Genomic DNA, 18090 nt, shown 5'->3' with positions numbered 1-18090 from the left:
GGGGGGGGGGGGGGGGGGGGGGGGGGGGGGGGGGGGGGGGGGGGGGGGGGGGGGGGGGGGGGGGGGGGGGGGGGGGGGGGGGGGGGGGGGGGTGGTGGGGGGGGGGGGGGGGGGGGGGGGGGGGGGGGGGGGGGGGGGGGCGGGGGGGGTTCCCCCCCCCCCCCCCCCCCCCCCCCCCGCGCCGACTTGCGTCCGCATCCGGACCCCGGACAAGGCGCCCCCCGCCCGGACCCCGGACAAGGCGCCCCCGCCGGACGTGGCACGATGCCGGTATGTCCTCCGCGTTCACCGATCTCTGTCGCTATCCGATCGTGCAGGCCCCGATGGCGGGCGGTGGGTCGACCCCGCAGCTCGCGGCGGCTGTCGCCGAGGCCGGGGGGCTCGGCTGCCTGGCCGCCGGGTACAAGACCGCCGACGGGATGTACCAGGAGATCAAGCAGGTCAGGGGCCTGACGGCGCGGCCGTTCGGCGTGAACCTGTTCATGCCCCAGCCGGAGTATCCCGGTGCGAGCCCCGGCTCCACCGGAGCGGCCGGCGCCGCGCCCCTCGACGCCGCCGTGGAGGTCTACCGCAATCAGCTCGCGGGCGAGGCCACCTGGTACGAGACGCAGCTCGGCGACCCCGAGGGCAAGCGCGACGACGGCTACGACGCGAAGCTCGCGATCCTCCTCGACGATCCCGTGCCGCTGGTGTCGTTCACGTTCGGCTGCCCGACCCGGGAGGTCGTGCAGGCCTTCGACCGCGTCGGCACCCGCACGGTCGTCACCGTCACCACGCCCGAGGAGGCCCGCGCGGCCCAGCGGGCGGGCGCCGACGCCGTCTGCGTCCAGGGCATCGAGGCGGGCGGCCACCAGGGCACGCACCGCGACAACCCGGAGGCGGACGGCTCCGGCATCGGCCTGCTCAGCCTGATCGCGCAGGTCAGGGAGACGGTACGACTGCCCGTGATCGCCGCGGGCGGCCTGATGCGCGGCGGCCAGATCGCCGCGGTCCTCGCCGCGGGCGCGGACTTCGCGCAGCTCGGCACGGCGTTCCTGGTCACCCCCGAGTCGGGCGCGCAGCCGCTGCACAAGCAGGCCATGACGAACCCCCTGTTCAGCCACACCGAGCTGACCCGGGCGTTCTCAGGCCGCCCCGCGCGCGGCCTGGTCAACCGCTTCATGCGCGAGCACGGCCCGTACGCCCCGGCCGCGTACCCGCAGGTGCACTACCTCACCGCGGGCCTGCGCAAGGCCGCAGCCAAGGCCGGTGACCCGCAGGCCATGGCGCTGTGGGCGGGCCAGGGCCACCGCCTGGCGCGGGCGCTGCCCGCGGGCGAGCTGATGGAGGTCCTGGTCGCCGAACTCGACGAGGCGAGGGCCACGTTCGCCGCGCGGGGTGCGGAGTGACGGCGCCGGTCTTCGTCGTCGAGGACTTCCGGGGCGCGGCCCCGGCGAGCGCGTACGTCCTGGACGGCCCCGAGGGGCGGCACGCCGTGTCCGTGAAGCGGCTGCGCGCGGGCGAGGACGTCGTCCTCACCGACGGCGCCGGACGCTGGGCGCACGGCGTCGTCGCGGACACCGAGGGCAAGGACCGCCTGACGGTGTCCCTGGACGCCGACGGCGTACGCGAGGAGGCCGCGCAGACGCCCCGGATCACCGTCGTGCAGGCGCTGCCCAAGGGCGACCGGGGCGAGCTGGCCGTGGAGACCATGACGGAGACCGGTGTGGACGCCGTCGTGCCCTGGGCCGCGTCCCGCTGCATCACGCAGTGGAAGGGCGAGCGCGGCCAGAAGGCGCTCGGCAAGTGGCGGGCGACGGCACGCGAGGCGGGCAAGCAGTCGCGCCGGGTGCGCTTCCCCGATGTCGCCGAGCTCGCCACGACCAAGCAGGTCGCGGCGCTCCTCGCGGACGCGGACCTCGCCGCCGTCCTGCACGAGGAGGGCAGCGAGCCGCTGGCCACCGCCGAACTGCCCGCGACCGGCCACATCGTTCTCGTCGTCGGCCCCGAGGGCGGCGTCGCCCCGGACGAGCTGGCGGCGTTCGCGCGGGCGGGTGCCAGGCCCTACCGGCTCGGGCGTAGCGTGTTGCGCACGTCGACCGCGGGCACCGCCGCGGCCGCCCTCCTCCTCGGCCGCACCGGACGCTGGTCCTGAACCCCGCCCGAAAGGCATCCCCGTGGAACTCGCCCAGGTACGCCTGCTCGTCACCGACTTCCCCGCCTGCTACCGCTTCTACGCCGACGTCCTCGGCCTGAAGCCCCAGTCGGGCGCGGCGAGCGGACCGTACGAGAAGTTCAGCCCCACGACGGGCTCCGCGGGCATCGCCCTGCAGGACCGCACGATGATGGCCGAACTCCTCGGCGAACTGGCCGAGTCGGCGACCGGGCACCGCTCCCTGGTGGTGCTGCGCGTCGACGACCTGGACGCGTACTGCGAGCGGATCACCGAGCGCGGCGCCGAGCTGACGCACGGGCCCGCGCCCATGACGGACCGGATGCGGGTGGCCCACCTCAAGGATCCCGAGGGGAACCTGGTGGAGCTCCAGGAGTGGCTGCTGCTGCGCACGGATCGCGCCTGAGCGCACGGAACGGGGCCGCCGACGGGGGCGGTTACCGGACAGTTGGCCGCAAGCGGTCTACCGCCGCGCCGTCCACGGTGGCACGCTGCCGCTCATGGGGGCATTGAGGCGAATACCGCGCACACGGCGGGCGCGCAGCGTTCTCGTCGCCGTGACGGCCATGGCGGCGGCCGGACTCGGCCTGACCGCGTGCGACCCCGTCGAGGGCGACATGAGCACGTCCGCCGTCGCGATCACCACCGACAAGATGGGCACGCGGGAGCTGGAGCGCCAGCACGCCAAGGTGGACTGGCTCACCTGCACGGCGTCGTTCGTCGGCCGGGACAAGAAGGCATCGGATTCCGACGAGCCGCGGGAGGCGGAGGTCGACTGCCGCGGCCAGTCCGACGACGACAAGGTCATCACCATCAAGGGCCGGGTGACGGAGGTGCGCAACGGCGCCTGCGTGCGCGGGAGTCTGACCGCGAAGGTCGGCCGCGAGGAGTGGTTCCGCGTCGACGCCCTCGGCAACTGCGACCATGCGCCCGACGATGACGACAACGGCGACAACAACGGCGACAACGGCGACAACGGCGATCAGGGCGGCGACGACAGCGGCAACGACGGCAACGGGCATGACGGCAACGGGCATGACGGCAACAACGGCAACAACGGCAACGACAGCAACAATGACGACAACGCCGGGCACGAGAAGCCCGATCCCGGGCCCACCGCCACCGTCACCGTGACCGAACAGCCCGACGAGGAACCGGGCAAGTGATCCAAAACGACCCCGCCCCGCGCGGCGCCTGCTTAGGCTGACCGTGTGACTCAGCCTGCCTACCTCCGGTTTCCGCACCTGCGTGGCGAGTTGATCGCCTTCACCGCAGAGGACGATGTCTGGCTCGCCCCGCTCGACGGCGGCCGCGCCTGGCGGGTCAGCGCCGACAACGTACCCGTGACCCAGCCACGGATCTCCCCGGACGGCACCACCGTCGCGTGGACGTCCACGCGCGACGGCGCCCCCGAGGTGCACATCGCACCCGTGGCGGGCGGGCCCACCCGGCGCCTGACCTACTGGGGCAGCGGGAAGACGTCCGTGCGCGGCTGGACGGCCGACGGCCGGGTCCTCGCCATCAGCACCGAGGGCGAGGCCTCGCTGCGCCGCACCCGGGCGCGCGCGGTGCCGCTCGACGGCGGGCCCGCCGAACTGCTGCCGTACGGCCTCGTCGGGGACCTCGCGTTCGGCCCCGGGGGCCAGGTCCTGCTCCTTTCCGCGCCGATGGGGCGCGAGGCCGCCTGGTGGAAGCGGTACCGGGGCGGCACGGCGGGCAAGCTGTGGATCCGGCGGGGCGCCGACGAGGGCGACCCCGAGCCCGGCTTCGCGCGGCTGCACGCCGACCTCGACGGGAACATCGAGTACCCGCTGTGGGTCGGCGACCGCGTCGCCTTCCTCAGCGACCACGAGGGCGTCGGCGCCGTGTACTCCTCGCTGCCCGACGGCACCGACCTGCGCCGCCACACGCCCGTCGAGGGAGGCTTCTACGCCCGCCACGCCGCCACCGACGGCACCCGCGTGACGTACACCGCCGCCGGTGAACTCTGGCTCCTCGACAGCCTCGCCGACGCCGAGCCGCGCCGCCTGGACATCGTCCTCGGCGGCCAGCGCACCGACCTCCAGCCGCATCCGGTGAGCGCCGCCCGCTGGTTCGGGGCCGCCGCGCCCGACCACACCGGGCGCGGCAGCGCGGTCGCCGTGCGCGGCGCCGTGCACTGGGTCACGCACCGCGAGGGGCCGGCCCGTGCGCTCGCCGCCGAGCCGGGCGTGCGGGCACGGCTGCCGCGCACGTTCCGCGTGGACGGCGAGGAGCACGTGGTGTGGGTGACAGACGCCGAGGGCGACGACGCCCTGGAGTTCGCGCCCGCCACCGGCCTCACGCCCGGCGCGACGCCGCGGCGGCTCGCAGCCGGACAGCTCGGCCGGGTCCTCGCGCTCGCCATGGCGCCCGACGGCAGCCGGGCGGCCGTCGCCGCGCACGACGGCCGGGTGCTGTTCGTGGAGCGCGAGAGCGGCGAGGTGCGCGAGGTGGACCGCGCCGAGCACGGCGAGGCCACCGGGCTCGTCTTCTCGCCCGACTCCGCGTGGCTCGCCTGGTCGCACCCCGGGCCGCGGCCGCTGCGCCAGCTCAAGCTCGCCAACACCGCCGACCTGTCGGTGTCGGAGGCCACCCAGCTCAGGTTCCGCGACTACAGCCCGGCGTTCACCCTCGACGGCAAGCACCTCGCGTTCCTGTCCGCGCGGTCCTTCGACCCCGTCTACGACGACCACGTCTTCGACCTCGCGTTCGTCGGCGGCGCCCGGCCGCACCTGATCACCCTCGCGGCCACGACGCCCTCGCCGTTCGGGCCGCAGCGGCACGGCCGGGCCTTCGACACCCCGGACACCCCGCACGCCGAGACGCCCGACAGCGAGGGCACGCCCACGACCCGCGTCGACCTCGACGGGCTCGCCGAACGCGTCGTGCCGTTCCCCGTGGAGGCCGCCCGCTACTCCACGCTGCGCGCCGCCAAGGACGGCCTGCTGTGGCTGCGCCACCCGGTGCACGGCGTGCTCGGCGCGTCCCGGGCCACACCGACCGACCCCGACCCCAGCTCCGAGCTGGAGCGCTACGACCTCACCCAGCACCGCGTGGAGGAACTCGCCGGTGTCGCCGAGCACTTCGCGGTCACCGGCGACGGCAAGCGGGTGCTGCTGTGGGCCGACGGCAAGCTGAAGGTCGTGCCCAGCGACCGGCGTGCGTCCGCGGACGAGGACAGCGACACGAACATCACCGTCGACCTCGGCCGCGTACGCCAGTACATCGACCCGGCCGCCGAGTGGCGCCAGATGTACGACGAGGCGGGGCGCCTCATGCGGGACAACTTCTGGCGGCCCGACATGGGCGGCGTCGACTGGGACGGCGTCCTGGAGCGCTACCGCCCCGTCCTCGCCCGCGTCGCCACCCACGACGACCTCGTGGACCTGCTGTGGGAGGTCCAGGGCGAACTCGGCACCTCGCACGCCTATGTGACGCCGCGCGGCGGCTGGGGCGGCGGCCGCCAGGGGCTGCTCGGCGTGGACCTCTCGCGGGGCGAGGACGGGGCGTGGCGCGTCGTCCGCGTGCTGCCGTCCGAGACGTCCGACCCGCACGCGCGCTCGCCGCTGGCCGCGCCCGGCGTCGCGGTGCGCGCGGGCGACGCGATCCTCGCCGTCGGCGGGCGGCCGGTCGACCCGGTGACCGGGCCGGGGCCGCTGCTCGTCGGCACCGCGGGCAAGCCCGTCGAGCTGACCGTGTCGCCCGCGGGCGGCGGCGACCCGCGGCACGCCGTTGTCGTCCCCGTCGACGACGAGGAGCCCCTGCGCTACCACGCGTGGGTCGCCGACCGGCGGGCCTACGTCCACGAGCGCTCCGGCGGCCGGCTCGGCTATCTGCACGTGCCCGACATGCAGGCGCCCGGCTGGGCGCAGATCCACCGGGACCTCAGGATCGAGGTCGCCCGCGAGGGCCTGGTCGTGGACGTGCGCGAGAACCGCGGCGGGCACACCTCGCAGCTCGTCGTGGAGAAGCTGGCGCGCCGCATCGTCGGCTGGGACCTGCCTCGCGGCTCCGGGCCGCTCAGCTACCCGGGGGACGCGCCGCGTGGGCCCGTCGTCGCCGTCGCCAACGAGTTCTCCGGCTCCGACGGGGACATCGTGAACGCCGCGATCAAGGCCCTCGGCATCGGCCCCGTCGTCGGTACGCGCACGTGGGGCGGGGTCGTCGGCATAGACAGCCGGTACCACCTCGTCGACGGCACGCTGGTGACGCAGCCCAAGTACGCCTTCTGGATGGAGGGGTACGAGTGGGGGGTCGAGAACTACGGGGTCGACCCGGACGTCGAGGTCGTGGTCACGCCCGAGGACTACGCGGCCGGGCGGGACCCGCAGCTCGACGAGGCGGTACGCGTCGCGCTGGCGGCCTTGGACGAGACCCCGGCGAAGGCTCCGCCCGCCTTGCCCGGGACGGGGGCGCCCCCGTCCTGACGGTCGCCCCCGCGGCCCCGGGGGCCCCGTGCCCTCGGCCCGTCCCCGGCTTCGCCCTCGGCCGGGCCCCCTGCCGGGTCTCCCACCCGCCCACCCTTCTCGGTCGGACTCACGGTCGCCCCCTGCGGCCGACGACCCACCCCCTCACCCCGACCCCGCCGCACCCCACCGCCCCACCACCCCCGCACCCCCCCGATACCATGCGACAAAAGTGACCCCAGCGACCCGGGAGAGTGCCCCCATGGCGGGAGAACCGCAGGCCGACTGCCTGTTCTGCAAGATCGTCGCGGGTGACGTACCCGCGACCGTCGTGCGGGAGACCGAGACGACCGTCGCCTTCCGCGACATCAACCCGCAGGCCCCCACGCACGTCCTGGTCATCCCCAAGGCGCACTACCCGGACGCCGCGTCGCTGGCCGCCGCCGATCCGAAGGCCGCCGCTGACGTGCTGCGGGAGGCCGGTGAGGTCGCCGCTGAGGAGAAGGCCGAGAGCTACCGCATCGTCTTCAACACCGGCGCCGGCGCCGGGCAGACCGTCTTCCACGCGCACGCCCACGTCCTGGGCGGCCGCGGCCTCCAGTGGCCCCCCGGCTAGCCGATCCAGCACCGCCACCCCCGCCCTCACCCCGAACAGCTGGGACAACCTCCTGTGTCCGCACGTGAATTGGTGGTCCTCGGCACCGCGAGCCAGGTACCGACCCGCCAGCGCAATCACAACGGCTACGTCCTGCTCTGGGACGGCGAGGGCATCCTCTTCGACCCCGGCGAGGGCACGCAGCGCCAGATGCTGCGTGCCTCCGTCGCCGCGCACGACCTGAATCGCCTCTGCGTCACGCACTTCCACGGCGACCACAGCCTCGGCCTCGCGGGCGTGATCCAGCGCATCAACCTGGACCGCGTGCCGCACCCCGTCACCGCCCACTACCCGGCGTCCGGCCAGCACTTCTTCGACCGGCTGCGGTACTCGACGGCCTACCGCGAGACGGTCGAGCTCACCGAGGCGCCGGTCGCCGCCGACGGCGTCATCGCGCGCACCCCCTCGTACCGCCTGGAGACCGCGAAGCTCTCCCACCCCGTGGAGGCGTACGGCTACCGCCTCGTCGAGCCCGACGGGCGCCGCATCCTGCCCGCGCTGCTCGCCGAACGCGGCATCAAGGGACCCGACATCGGCGTGCTGCAACGCGAGGGCAGCCTGCGCGGCGTGACGCTGGAGGAGGTCAGCGAGGTGCGCCGCGGGCAGCGGTTCGCCTTCATCATGGACACCCGGCTGTGCGAGGGCGTGCACGTCCTCGCCGAGGGCTGCGACATGCTCGTCATCGAGTCGACGTTCCTCGACGAGGACCACCGGCTCGCCTCCGACCACGGCCATCTCACCGCGGGGCAGGCCGCGGGCGTCGCCCGGGACGCCGGGGTGCGCCACCTCGTCCTCACCCACTTCAGCCAGCGCTACGCCGACCCCGCGGTCTTCGAACAGCAGGCGCGGGCCGCCGGGTTCGAGGGCGAGCTGACGGTCGCACGGGACCTGATGCGCGTACCGCTGCCCAAGCGCACCCCCTAGAACCACCCACCCGAGACAGCCGAGTCACCCGAACCACCCGAACCACCCGAGAGAAAAGCACCACCATGCCCCTCCCCAAGGCCGAACTGCACCTGCACATCGAAGGCACCCTCGAACCCGAACTCGCCTTCGCGCTCGCCGAGCGCAACGGAGTCCAACTGCCGTACGCCGACACCGAAGAGCTCCGCAAGGCCTACCTCTTCGACGACCTCCAGTCCTTCCTCGACCTGTACTACGGCCTGATGGCCGTCCTGCGCACCGAGGCCGACTTCGAGGAACTCGCCGACGCCTACCTGGCGCGGGCCGCCGCGCAGGGCGTGCGGCACGCCGAGATCTTCTTCGACCCGCAGGCGCACACCGCGCGCGGCATCCCCTTCGCCACGGTCGTCGAGGGCCTCGGCCGTGCCCTGGACCGCAGCGAGGAGCGGTACGGCGTCTCCACCCGCCTCATCCTGTGCTTCCTGCGCGACCAGTCCGCCGATTCGGCCCTCGCGACCCTGGAGGAGGCCAAGCCCCATCTGCACCGCATCACCGGCGTCGGCCTCGACTCCGCCGAGGTCGGCCACCCGCCGAGCAAGTTCGCCGCCGTGTACGAGGCCGCGGGCGCGCTCGGGCTGCGCAAGGTGGCGCACGCGGGGGAGGAGGGCCCGGCCGCCTACGTGCGCGAGGCCCTCGACGTGCTCGGGGTGGAGCGCATCGACCACGGGCTGCGCTGCATGGAGGACCCGGAGCTGGTGGAGCGCCTGGTGCGGGACCGGGTGCCGCTGACGCTGTGCCCGCTGTCCAACGTGCGGCTGCGGGCCGTCGACATCCTGGAGAAGCACCCGCTGCCGCAGATGATGGCGGCCGGGCTGCTGTGCACCGTCAACTCCGACGACCCCGCCTACTTCGGCGGCTACGTCGACGACACCTTCCACGCCGTCCACGAGGCCCTGGGCATCGACCAAGAAGGGCTGCGGGAGCTGGCCCGCAACTCCTTCGAGGCCGCGTTCCTGGACGGCGGCCCCGAGGAGGAGGCGCTGCGCGCGCGGTACCTCGCGGAGGTCGAGGCCTACACGTTCGACTGACGGACATCGCGCCGTCCTCGCGGCGTGCGACGGCGCGTTGTCACAGGCCTGGGTTACGTTGCCTCCATGGCCGTACCACCCGCTGTACCACCTGGCGTATCGCCACAGACACCCGCCGCGGCTGCGGAGACCGTCGTCGACCCCCTCAAGTCGGCGCGCAGGGCGGGCGATCCGCCCTGCGACGTGTACCTGACGGGGACCGTGTTCCTCGACATCATCTTCACCGGCCTCGACTCCGCGCCGGTGCGCGGCACCGAGTCGTGGGCGCGCGGCATGGGGTCGAGCCCCGGCGGCGTCGCCAACATGGCGAGCGCCCTGGCCCGGCTCGGCCTGCGCACGTCCCTGGCCGCCGCCTTCGGCGACGACCACTACGGGGAGTACTGCTGGGACGCCCTGGAGCGTGGCGAGGGCATCGACCTGTCGTCGTCACGGACCGTGCCCGGCTGGCATTCGCCGGTGACGGTCTCCATGGCGTACGAGGGCGAGCGGACCATGGTCAGCCACGGCCACGAGCCGCCGCCCGACGCGGACTCCCCGGACGGCGGCGCCCCGAAGTGCCCGCCGCGGGCGCGCGCCGCCGTCGCCTCCCTGGTGCCCGGGGTGCGGGCGCCCTGGATCGCCGCGGCGGCCCGGCGCGGCACCCGGATCTTCGCGGACGTCGGCTGGGACGACACCGGGGCCTGGGACCTGGCCGCGCTGCCCGACCTGGCGCACTGCGAGGCGTTCCTGCCGAACGCGCAGGAGGCCATGCGGTACACGGGCACCACCTGCCCCCGCGCCGCCGCGCACGCCCTCACCGAGCACGTGCCGCTCGCCGTGGTCACCCTCGGCGCCGAGGGGGCGTACGCGGTCGACGGGCGCACCGGCGAGACCGCGTCCGTGCCCGCCATCGAGGTGGAGGCCCTCGACCCCACCGGGGCGGGCGACGTGTTCGTCGCGGGCTTCGTCACCGGCACGCTGGCCGGATGGCCGCTCGCCGACCGGCTCGCCTTCGCCGGGCTCACCGCGGCGCTGTCCGTGCAGGAGTTCGGGGGCTCCCTGTCGGCGCCCGGGTGGGCGGAGGTGGCGGCCTGGTGGCGGCGCGTCGGCGAGTTCGACGAGCAGGACCCGGTGGCCCTGCGGCGGTACGCCTTCCTGGAGGACCTGCTGCCCGCGGGCGGCGGCCGGGCCTGGCCGCTGCGGCGCGCGGTCCCGACGATCGGCTTCGGCCGCTCCCTGTAGGCCGCCCGTGTTCCGGCCCGTCCGCGTCCGTCCCGGAAAACGGCTTAGGCCTTGTCAGTGGCGCGTCGTACGCTTGGCAGTGCAGAAGTCGCCTCGCGGCGAGTCCCGTGACGAGGAGGATGAGCAGGCCTTCAGGGCCGGCCCATGACGCACACACCGACAGCTCAGAATCCTGCGCAGCCGCAGGACGCGGAACAGGACACGGCACGGAAGCGGGCGCCCAAGAACGGCACCGGCAAGGCTCATTTCTCCGTCCCGGCCAAGCACCCCATGGTGATGGTCCTGGGCTCCGGAGACGCGCTGCTGCGAGTGATCGAGACGGCCTTCCCGGCGGCCGACATCCACGTCCGGGGCAATGAGATCAGCGCGGTCGGTGACGCCCACGAAGTCGCCCTCATCCAGCGCCTGTTCGACGAGATGATGCTGGTGCTCCGCACCGGACAGCCGATGACGGAGGACGCGGTGGAACGCTCGATCGCCATGCTCAGGGCGGACGACAGCGGCGAGGCGGACGGCGAGGAGACCCCGGCCGAGGTCCTGACGCAGAACATCCTCTCCTCCCGCGGCCGCACCATCCGCCCCAAGACGCTCAACCAGAAGCGGTACGTCGACGCGATCGACAAGCACACGATCGTGTTCGGCATCGGCCCCGCGGGCACCGGCAAGACCTATCTGGCCATGGCCAAGGCGGTCCAGGCCCTGCAGTCCAAGCAGGTCAGCAGGATCATCCTGACCCGCCCCGCGGTGGAGGCGGGCGAGCGCCTCGGCTTCCTGCCCGGCACGCTCTACGAGAAGATCGACCCGTATCTGCGCCCGTTGTACGACGCGCTGCACGACATGCTGGACCCGGACTCGATCCCGCGCCTCATGGCCGCGGGCACCATCGAGGTCGCCCCGCTGGCGTACATGCGCGGCCGGACGCTGAACGACGCGTTCATCATCCTGGACGAGGCGCAGAACACGAACCCCGAGCAGATGAAGATGTTCCTCACCCGCCTCGGCTTCGAATCGAAGATCGTGATCACGGGCGATGTGACGCAGATCGACCTGCCGAACGGCACGAAGTCCGGTCTGCGCCAGGTCCAGGACATCCTCGACGGCGTGGACGACGTGCACTTCTCGCGGCTCACGTCCTCCGATGTCGTACGGCACAAGCTCGTCGGCCGTATCGTCGACGCGTACGAGAAGTACGACAGCCAGCACGGCACCGAGAACGGCTCCCAGCAGGGCCGCAGAGGAAAGTAGCGGGACAGGCGCACCATGTCGATCGACGTCAACAACGAATCCGGAACCGAGGTCGACGAGCAGGCGATCCTCGACATCGCCCGCTACGCGCTCGCGCGGATGCGCATCCACCCGCTCTCCGAGCTCTCGGTGATCGTCGTGGACGCCGACGCCATGGAGCAGCTGCACATCCAGTGGATGGACCTGCCCGGGCCCACGGACGTCATGTCCTTCCCCATGGACGAGCTGCGCCCGCCCATGAAGGACGACGACGAGCCCCCGCAGGGCCTCCTCGGCGACATCGTGCTCTGCCCCGAGGTCGCCCTCAAGCAGGGCCAGGAGGCGCCGACGCAGCACTCCATGAACGAGGAGCTCCAGCTCCTCACCGTCCATGGAGTGCTGCACCTGCTCGGGTACGACCACGAGGAGCCCGACGAGAAGGCCGAGATGTTCGGCCTGCAGGCGGCCATCGTCGACGGCTGGCGCGCGGAGCAGGGCCTCACCGGCCCGTCCCCGGCGCCCACCGTCTCCTGACGCCATGTCCGTCCAGCTCATCGCCGGCGCGGTCGCCCTGGTCGTGGTGGCCTGGCTCGCCGCCTGCGCCGAGGCGGGCCTGGCCCGTGTCTCCAGCTTCCGCGCCGAGGAGGCCGTGCGGTCCGGGCGGCGCGGCAGCGCGAAGCTCGCGCAGGTCGCCGCCGACCCGGTCCGCTATCTGAACGTGGCCCTGCTCGTGCGGGTGACCTGCGAGATGGCGGCCGCCGCCCTCGTCACCTACGCCTGCCTGCAGGCCGTCGACGTCACCTGGGAGGCGCTCGCCATCGCCATCGGCGTGATGGTGCTCGTCAGCTATGTCGCCGTCGGCGTCTCCCCGCGCACCATCGGCCGCCAGCACCCGCTGAACACGGCCACCGCGGCGGCGTACGTCCTGCTGCCGCTCGCCCGTGTCATGGGTCCCATCCCGCCGCTGCTCATCCTCATCGGCAACGCCCTCACTCCCGGCAAGGGCTTCCGGCGCGGCCCGTTCGCCTCCGAGGCCGAGCTGCGGGCCATGGTCGACCTCGCCGAGAAGGAGTCCCTGATCGAGGACGACGAGCGCCGCATGGTGCACTCCGTCTTCGAGCTCGGCGACACCCTCGTGCGCGAAGTCATGGTCCCGCGCACCGACTTGATCTCCATCGAGCGCTTCAAGACCGTCCGGCAGGCCCTGACGCTCGCGCTCCGCTCGGGCTTCTCGCGCATCCCCGTGACCGGCGAGAGCGAGGACGACGTCGTCGGCATCGTGTACTTGAAGGACCTCGTCCGCAAGACGCACATCAACCGCGACGCCGAGAACGACCTCGTCTCCACGGCCATGCGGCCCGCGACGTTCGTCCCCGACACGAAGAACGCCGGGGACCTGCTGCGCGAGATGCAGCAGGAGCGCAACCACGTGGCCGTCGTCATCGACGAGTACGGCGGCACCGCGGGGATCGTCACCATCGAGGACATCCTGGAGGAGATCGTCGGTGAGATCACCGACGAGTACGACCGCGAGCTGCCGCCCGTCGAGGAGCTCGACGGCGAGTGCTACCGCGTCACGGCCCGCCTCGACATCGGCGACCTCGGCGAGCTGTACGGCCTGGAGTCCTACGACGACGAGGACGTCGAGACCGTCGGCGGGCTGCTCGCCAAGGCTCTCGGGCGGGTGCCGATCGCCGGGGCCTCGGCCGTCGTGGACCTCCCCGACGGGCGCGCCCTGAAGCTCACCGCCGAGGCGGCGGCCGGGCGCCGCAACAAGATCATCACGGTCCTCGTGGAGCCGGTGGCCCCGGCGGGCCCCGGCCCCGGGGAGGGCGCCGCGCGATGACCCCCGCCGAACTCCGGGCGTTCTGCCTGTCCTTCAACGACGCCGTCGAGGAGTTCCCCTTCCGGCCCGGGACGTCGGTGTTCAAGGTCGCCGGGAAGATGTTCGCGCTGTCCTCCCTGGACGCGGAGCCGCTGACCGTGAACCTCAAGTGCGAGCCGGAGATCGCCCTCCAGCTGCGGGCCGCCCACCCCGAGATCGTCCCGGGCTGGCACATGAACAAACGCCACTGGAACACGGTGTCCCTGGCCGGGGCGCTCCCCGACCGCCAGGTCAGGGAACTCGTCGAGGACTCCTACGACCTGGTGGTGGCGGGGCTGCCCCGGGCGGTGCGGCTCCGGTTGGACCGGGCCTAGCGGGGCCGGCCGGGGCTGGGCTACGGAGCGTGGGTTGCCCGGCGCCGGGTCCGCCCTGTGCCCACCCGTTCCGCCCTCTGGGCGGACCAGCTGCCCACAGGGCACGCGGTCAGGCGCGGCCTCGGCGCAGGCCCACGGCCACCAGGGCCGCCGTGACCAGGATGATCAGGGCGTCGAGGGCCAGGACGGTGCGGGTGCCCGCGAGGACGTCCGTCGACGTCGTGGCGAGGACGCCGAGGAGGGGGATGCCGACGGTGATGCCCACCTGCTGGGTGGAGGTGACGAGCCCGGTGGCGAGCCCCTGCTCCGCGTCGGGCACGCCCGACGTCACCGTCACCCCGTACGAGACGATCGCACCGAGGTGGAACATGCTGGCCACGGAGATCGCGGCGGTCGCCAGCCACACGGACCACATCTGCTCGCCCACCGCGATGAGCGCCGCCACGAACAGCCCCTGACCCAGCAGCGACCCGATCAGCGTGCGGCGCGGGCCGAAGCGCCCGATGACCTTGGGCGCGAGCATGCCCGCGACGACGGACAGCACGCCCTGCACGCCGAAGACGAGGCCGGTCTGGAAGGCGGACAGGTCGAGGACGTCCTGGAAGTAGAGGGTCAGGACGAAGACGACCGTCGACATCATCGAGAAGGTGACGAGCCCGCCGAGGTTGCCCCAGGCGACCGTGCGGCGCCGCAGCATCGGCAGGGACACCAGCGGCGACGCGGCGCGCGACTCGACGTACCCGAAGAGGGCGAGCAGCCCGACGCCCGCGATCAGCGTGACGATGACGTCGGTGCCGCCGAAGCCGCGCTCTGCGGCGGTGGACAGGGCGTAGATGAGGGCGAGCAGCCCGCCGGTGACGGTGACGGCGCCGGGGATGTCGAGGCGGGGCCGGTCCGGGGTGCGGGACTCCGGGAGCAGGCCGGGGGCCAGGGGGAGCACGATCAGGGCGAACAGCGTGAGCAGGCCCATCGTGGAGCGCCAGCCGAGGGTGTCGGTGAGGACACCGCCGAGGACCATGCCGACGGTGAAGCCGAGGGAGAGCAGCGTGCCGGAGATGCCGAGCGCGCGGTCCCGCTGTGGGCCCTCCGGGAAGGTCGTGGTGAGCAGCGACATGCCGGTCGGCACGATCGCCGCGGCGCCCACGCCCTGCAGCGCCCGCCCGGCGAGGAACGAGGTCGGGTCCCACGCGAGCGTCGCGAGCAGCGAGGCCGCGCCGAACAGCGCGAGCCCGCCGAGGAACAGCCTGCGCCGCCCGAAGAGGTCGCCGAAGCGTCCGAAGAGCAGCAGGAAGCCGCCGGACGGCAGCGCGAAGGCGGTGACGGCCCACTGGAGCGCGGCATGGCTCATGCCGAGGTCCGAGCCGAGGACGGGCAGGGCCACGTTCAGCACGGAGAAGTCGAGGGCCACCATGAACTGGGCGGCGCACAGGACGAAGAGGATGAGCCGGTCGCGGTGGGAGAGCCGGGGCGGCGGCCCGGCGGGAGCGGTGGCCTTGGGGGCGGCGGCCTTCGGGGCCGCGGTGGTGGTCGAGGTGCCTGCGGCGGTCGGGGAGGGAGCGGAAGTGTCTATCGCCATGGTCGACAGCCTCCGTCGGCCGGAATAGCCGTGGGGAGCGGGAACTTATGCTGGTGGTGCGAACACCAGGCGCAACCGCGTACGGATGACAGGGGGAGCGGTGGTCAGCCAGGCCGAGGAGCGGACCGACGGGGCGCGGACGCGTCGACGGGTCGAGCTGCGGGACTTCCTGATGAGCCGACGGGCGCGGGTGACCCCGGCCGAGGCGGGCCTTCCGGAAGGTGGCGGTCGGCGCCGCACGCCGGGGCTGCGGCGCGAGGAGGTCGCCGTGCTCGCGGGCGTCGGGGCTTCCTGGTACCAGTGGCTGGAGCAGGGCCGGGACATCTCCGTGTCCCCGCAGGTCCTGGACGCCGTGGCCCGGGTCCTGAAGCTGTCCGGCACCGAACGCCGCCACCTGTACGTGCTCGCGGGCCTCAACCCGCCCGTGCCGCAGGCCGAGGAGGACGCCGCGGACATGTGCGAGGGCCTGCGGCGGCTCATCGACACCTGGATGCCGTACCCGGCGCACATCATGGACCGCTACTACAACTGCGTCATCTACAACGACGCGGCCGCGATGGTCCTCAGCATGCGCCCCGGGACCACCCAGAACTGCATCCTCGACTTCTTCACCGACCCCATGTACCGCTCGCGCAACGTGAGTTGGGAGCAGAACGCGGTGACGCTCGTCGCGCAGTTCCGCGCGGCCTGCTCCGAGCACCCCGAGGACGAGGGCTTCCAGGAGCTGCTCGCGCGGTTGCACGCCTCGGGCGAGGAGTTCACCGCGATGTGGGAGCGCCAGGACATCCGGCCCGCCGGTCAGGTCCACAAGGAGCTCGACCATCCGCTCGTCGGCATCCTGCACGTGGAGTCCACCGCCCTGAAGGTGCCCGCGCGGCCCGACCTCACGATCGTGCTGCACACGCCGCTGCCCCTGGCCGACACCGCGGAGAAGCTCGCCTGGCTGGCGTCCCCGGAGGCCCGGCGCGGGGCGATGTACCGGGTGGCGGGCTGAGCCGCCGGGCTGCTCCTTATGCTCGTGCCATGACTGAGTCCACCGACCTCGGCCCCGAGGACCAGAAGATCGTCACCCTCGCCCGCTCGGCCCGCGCCCGCAACGGCGTGCCCGAGGGGGCCGCGGTGCGGGACGAGACGGGACGTACGTACGTCGCCGGGACCGTCGCCCTCGACTCCCTGCGCCTTTCCGCGCTGCGCACGGCCGTGGCCATGGCGGTGGCGTCCGGGGCGGAGTCCCTGGAGGCGGCGGCCGTGGTGTCGGGGGAGGCGGGCCTGAGCGCGGAGGATCTGGCGGCGGTGCGGGACCTCGGCGGGGCCGGTACGCCCGTGTTCCTCGCGGGACCGGATGGGTCGGTCCGACTGACGGCTGAGGCGGGCTGACCTTCGCGGGGCGCTCCAGTCCCGCCCCTTCCCGAAACCGGGGGCGCTGCCCCCGGGCCCCCGGGGCGGGAGTCACGGGCGGGTGGGACAGCCCGCCCGGCGTTTGAGGGCGAGGCGCGCAGCGCCGAAAGGGCGGGGAAAGGGGCGCAGCCCCAGCCGACGGGCACCGCCCAAGGCGCCCCCGCCCGAAAAGATCAGGGACAATAGGCGCCATGAGCGTGCGTACCCCTTCACCCGAGCCGTCCGAGCAGGCCGCCCACCGCGCCGGTTTCGCCTGCTTCGTCGGCCGCCCCAACGCGGGCAAGTCCACCCTCACGAACGCTCTGGTCGGCAAGAAGGTGGCGATCACCTCGAACCGGCCGCAGACGACGCGGCACACCGTCCGCGGCATCGTGCACCGCCCCGAGGCCCAGCTGATCCTGGTCGACACCCCCGGCCTGCACAAGCCCCGCACGCTCCTCGGCGAGCGGCTCAACGACGTGGTCCGCGCCACCTGGGCCGAGGTCGACGTCATCGGGTTCTGCCTGCCCGCCAACGAGAAGCTCGGGCCCGGTGACCGGTTCATCGCCAAGGAGCTGGCGTCGATCAAGAAGACGCCGAAGATCGCCATCGTCACGAAGACCGACCTCGTCGACAGCAAGACGCTGGCCGAGCAGCTCATCGCCATCGACCAGCTCGGCAAGGAGCTGGGCTTCGAGTGGGCCGAGATCGTGCCCGTCTCGGCGGTCGGCGAGAAGCAGGTCGACCTGCTGGCCGACCTCCTGGTCCCCCTCCTGCCGGAGGGGCCCGCCCTCTACCCCGAGGGTGACCTCACCGACGAGCCCGAGCAGGTCATGGTGGCCGAGCTGATCCGTGAGGCGGCCCTGGAGGGCGTGCGGGACGAGCTGCCGCACTCGATCGCCGTGGTGGTCGAGGAGATGCTGCCCCGCGAGGACCGGCCCGCCGACAAGCCGCTCCTCGACATCCACGCCTTCGTGTACATCGAGCGGCCCAGCCAGAAGGGGATCATCATCGGTCCCAAGGGCAAGCGGCTCAAGGACGTCGGGATCAAGTCCCGCAAGCAGATCGAGGCGCTCCTCGGTACGCCCGTCTACCTCGACCTGCACGTCAAGGTCGCCAAGGACTGGCAGCGCGACCCGCGCCAGCTGCGCAAGCTGGGCTTCTGACCTCGCGGGGGCGCCCCGGTCCCGCCCCTTCTCCGAAACCGGGGGCTGCGCCCCCTGGACCCCGCTGATCGGCGCTTCGCGCCTCGTCCTCAAACGCCGGAC

General features: G+C 73.3%; 17 protein-coding genes. 16 read left to right on the top strand and 1 reads right to left on the bottom strand.

The window, feature by feature from the left end:
• Positions 1-272: 272 nt before the first annotated feature.
• From ACZ6AA_RS40705 to ACZ6AA_RS40645, 13 genes are all read left to right on the top strand, one after another.
• Positions 273-1388 carry a nitronate monooxygenase gene (locus tag ACZ6AA_RS40705; protein WP_468449670.1) on the top strand — a complete coding sequence of 372 codons (1116 nt, stop codon included), beginning with the start codon at positions 273-275 and terminating at the stop codon, positions 1386-1388.
• Positions 1385-2134 carry a 16S rRNA (uracil(1498)-N(3))-methyltransferase gene (locus ACZ6AA_RS40700; protein WP_471463606.1) on the top strand — a complete coding sequence of 250 codons (750 nt, stop codon included), beginning with the start codon at positions 1385-1387 and terminating at the stop codon, positions 2132-2134. Before ACZ6AA_RS40705 ends, ACZ6AA_RS40700 begins: the two co-directional genes overlap by 4 nt.
• Before the next feature lie 22 nt (positions 2135-2156).
• The gene (locus ACZ6AA_RS40695) at positions 2157-2558 is read left to right on the top strand and encodes a VOC family protein (protein ID WP_468449668.1); all 402 of its coding nucleotides are present in this window, start codon (positions 2157-2159) and stop codon (positions 2556-2558) included.
• Between the two features lie 94 nt (positions 2559-2652).
• Positions 2653-3318, top strand: coding sequence for a hypothetical protein (locus ACZ6AA_RS40690; protein ID WP_471463604.1), 666 nt, complete (start codon positions 2653-2655; stop codon positions 3316-3318).
• A gap of 45 nt (positions 3319-3363) precedes the next feature.
• Entirely contained in the window at positions 3364-6600 is a 3237-nt protein-coding gene (locus ACZ6AA_RS40685) for a S41 family peptidase (protein WP_471463602.1), read from the top strand.
• A gap of 241 nt (positions 6601-6841) precedes the next feature.
• Positions 6842-7195: a histidine triad nucleotide-binding protein gene (locus ACZ6AA_RS40680; RefSeq protein WP_468449665.1), complete on the top strand. Its 354-nt coding sequence runs from the start codon at positions 6842-6844 to the stop codon at positions 7193-7195.
• A gap of 54 nt (positions 7196-7249) precedes the next feature.
• Entirely contained in the window at positions 7250-8158 is a 909-nt protein-coding gene (locus ACZ6AA_RS40675) for a ribonuclease Z (protein ID WP_468449664.1), read from the top strand.
• 65 nt (positions 8159-8223) lie between these two features.
• Entirely contained in the window at positions 8224-9225 is a 1002-nt protein-coding gene (locus tag ACZ6AA_RS40670; protein WP_471463599.1) for an adenosine deaminase, read from the top strand.
• Positions 9226-9291: 66 nt separating this feature from the next.
• On the top strand, positions 9292-10446 hold the full coding sequence (locus ACZ6AA_RS40665) for a carbohydrate kinase family protein (RefSeq protein WP_468449662.1): 1155 nt from the start codon (positions 9292-9294) through the stop codon (positions 10444-10446).
• A 144-nt stretch (positions 10447-10590) separates the two neighbouring features.
• Positions 10591-11691 carry a PhoH family protein gene (locus tag ACZ6AA_RS40660; RefSeq protein WP_468449661.1) on the top strand — a complete coding sequence of 367 codons (1101 nt, stop codon included), beginning with the start codon at positions 10591-10593 and terminating at the stop codon, positions 11689-11691.
• Between the two features lie 15 nt (positions 11692-11706).
• Complete coding sequence (gene ybeY, locus ACZ6AA_RS40655) at positions 11707-12204, top strand: rRNA maturation RNase YbeY (RefSeq protein WP_030357706.1); 498 nt, start codon at positions 11707-11709, stop codon at positions 12202-12204.
• A 4-nt stretch (positions 12205-12208) separates the two neighbouring features.
• Positions 12209-13516 carry a hemolysin family protein gene (locus tag ACZ6AA_RS40650; RefSeq protein WP_468449660.1) on the top strand — a complete coding sequence of 436 codons (1308 nt, stop codon included), beginning with the start codon at positions 12209-12211 and terminating at the stop codon, positions 13514-13516.
• Complete coding sequence (locus tag ACZ6AA_RS40645) at positions 13513-13869, top strand: MmcQ/YjbR family DNA-binding protein (RefSeq protein ID WP_468480824.1); 357 nt, start codon at positions 13513-13515, stop codon at positions 13867-13869. The genes ACZ6AA_RS40650 and ACZ6AA_RS40645 overlap by 4 nt, the downstream gene beginning before the upstream one ends.
• A 109-nt stretch (positions 13870-13978) precedes the next feature.
• On the opposite strand, the gene ACZ6AA_RS40640 is transcribed toward ACZ6AA_RS40645, so the two are convergent.
• Positions 13979-15445 (bottom strand): MFS transporter, encoded by a 1467-nt coding sequence (locus tag ACZ6AA_RS40640; protein WP_468449658.1) that lies wholly within the window; start codon positions 15443-15445, stop codon positions 13979-13981.
• Positions 15446-15530: 85 nt separating this feature from the next.
• Between ACZ6AA_RS40640 and ACZ6AA_RS40635 the strand changes: the two genes are divergently transcribed.
• The 3 genes from ACZ6AA_RS40635 (at position 15531) to era (ending at position 17988) form a co-directional block, all read left to right on the top strand.
• Complete coding sequence (locus ACZ6AA_RS40635; RefSeq protein WP_468449657.1) at positions 15531-16439, top strand: helix-turn-helix transcriptional regulator; 909 nt, start codon at positions 15531-15533, stop codon at positions 16437-16439.
• Positions 16440-16468: 29 nt separating this feature from the next.
• Positions 16469-16822, top strand: coding sequence for a cytidine deaminase (locus tag ACZ6AA_RS40630; RefSeq protein WP_468449656.1), 354 nt, complete (start codon positions 16469-16471; stop codon positions 16820-16822).
• Positions 16823-17034: 212 nt separating this feature from the next.
• Positions 17035-17988: a GTPase Era gene (era, locus tag ACZ6AA_RS40625; protein WP_468449655.1), complete on the top strand. Its 954-nt coding sequence runs from the start codon at positions 17035-17037 to the stop codon at positions 17986-17988.
• Positions 17989-18090 lie beyond the last annotated feature (102 nt).

Source organism: Streptomyces sp. NPDC040610, from assembly GCF_055594065.1.
This window is presented reverse-complemented; position numbering and strand designations above follow the sequence as displayed.

Excerpts from the sequence above, each read along its gene's own strand:
- ACZ6AA_RS40680 (WP_468449665.1), top strand. The coding sequence starts at position 6,842 with ATGGCGGGAGAACCGCAGGCCGACTGCCTGTTCTGCAAGATCGTCGCG.
- ACZ6AA_RS40650 (WP_468449660.1), top strand. The coding sequence starts at position 12,209 with ATGTCCGTCCAGCTCATCGCCGGCGCGGTCGCCCTGGTCGTGGTGGCC.
- ACZ6AA_RS40705 (WP_468449670.1), top strand. The coding sequence starts at position 273 with ATGTCCTCCGCGTTCACCGATCTCTGTCGCTATCCGATCGTGCAGGCC.
- ACZ6AA_RS40640 (WP_468449658.1), bottom strand. The coding sequence starts at position 15,445 with ATGGCGATAGACACTTCCGCTCCCTCCCCGACCGCCGCAGGCACCTCG.
- ACZ6AA_RS40665 (WP_468449662.1), top strand. The coding sequence starts at position 9,292 with ATGGCCGTACCACCCGCTGTACCACCTGGCGTATCGCCACAGACACCC.
- ACZ6AA_RS40660 (WP_468449661.1), top strand. The coding sequence starts at position 10,591 with ATGACGCACACACCGACAGCTCAGAATCCTGCGCAGCCGCAGGACGCG.
- ACZ6AA_RS40635 (WP_468449657.1), top strand. The coding sequence starts at position 15,531 with ATGACAGGGGGAGCGGTGGTCAGCCAGGCCGAGGAGCGGACCGACGGG.
- ACZ6AA_RS40630 (WP_468449656.1), top strand. The coding sequence starts at position 16,469 with ATGACTGAGTCCACCGACCTCGGCCCCGAGGACCAGAAGATCGTCACC.
- ACZ6AA_RS40670 (WP_471463599.1), top strand. The coding sequence starts at position 8,224 with ATGCCCCTCCCCAAGGCCGAACTGCACCTGCACATCGAAGGCACCCTC.
- era (WP_468449655.1), top strand. The coding sequence starts at position 17,035 with ATGAGCGTGCGTACCCCTTCACCCGAGCCGTCCGAGCAGGCCGCCCAC.
- ybeY (WP_030357706.1), top strand. The coding sequence starts at position 11,707 with ATGTCGATCGACGTCAACAACGAATCCGGAACCGAGGTCGACGAGCAG.
- ACZ6AA_RS40645 (WP_468480824.1), top strand. The coding sequence starts at position 13,513 with ATGACCCCCGCCGAACTCCGGGCGTTCTGCCTGTCCTTCAACGACGCC.
- ACZ6AA_RS40690 (WP_471463604.1), top strand. The coding sequence starts at position 2,653 with ATGGGGGCATTGAGGCGAATACCGCGCACACGGCGGGCGCGCAGCGTT.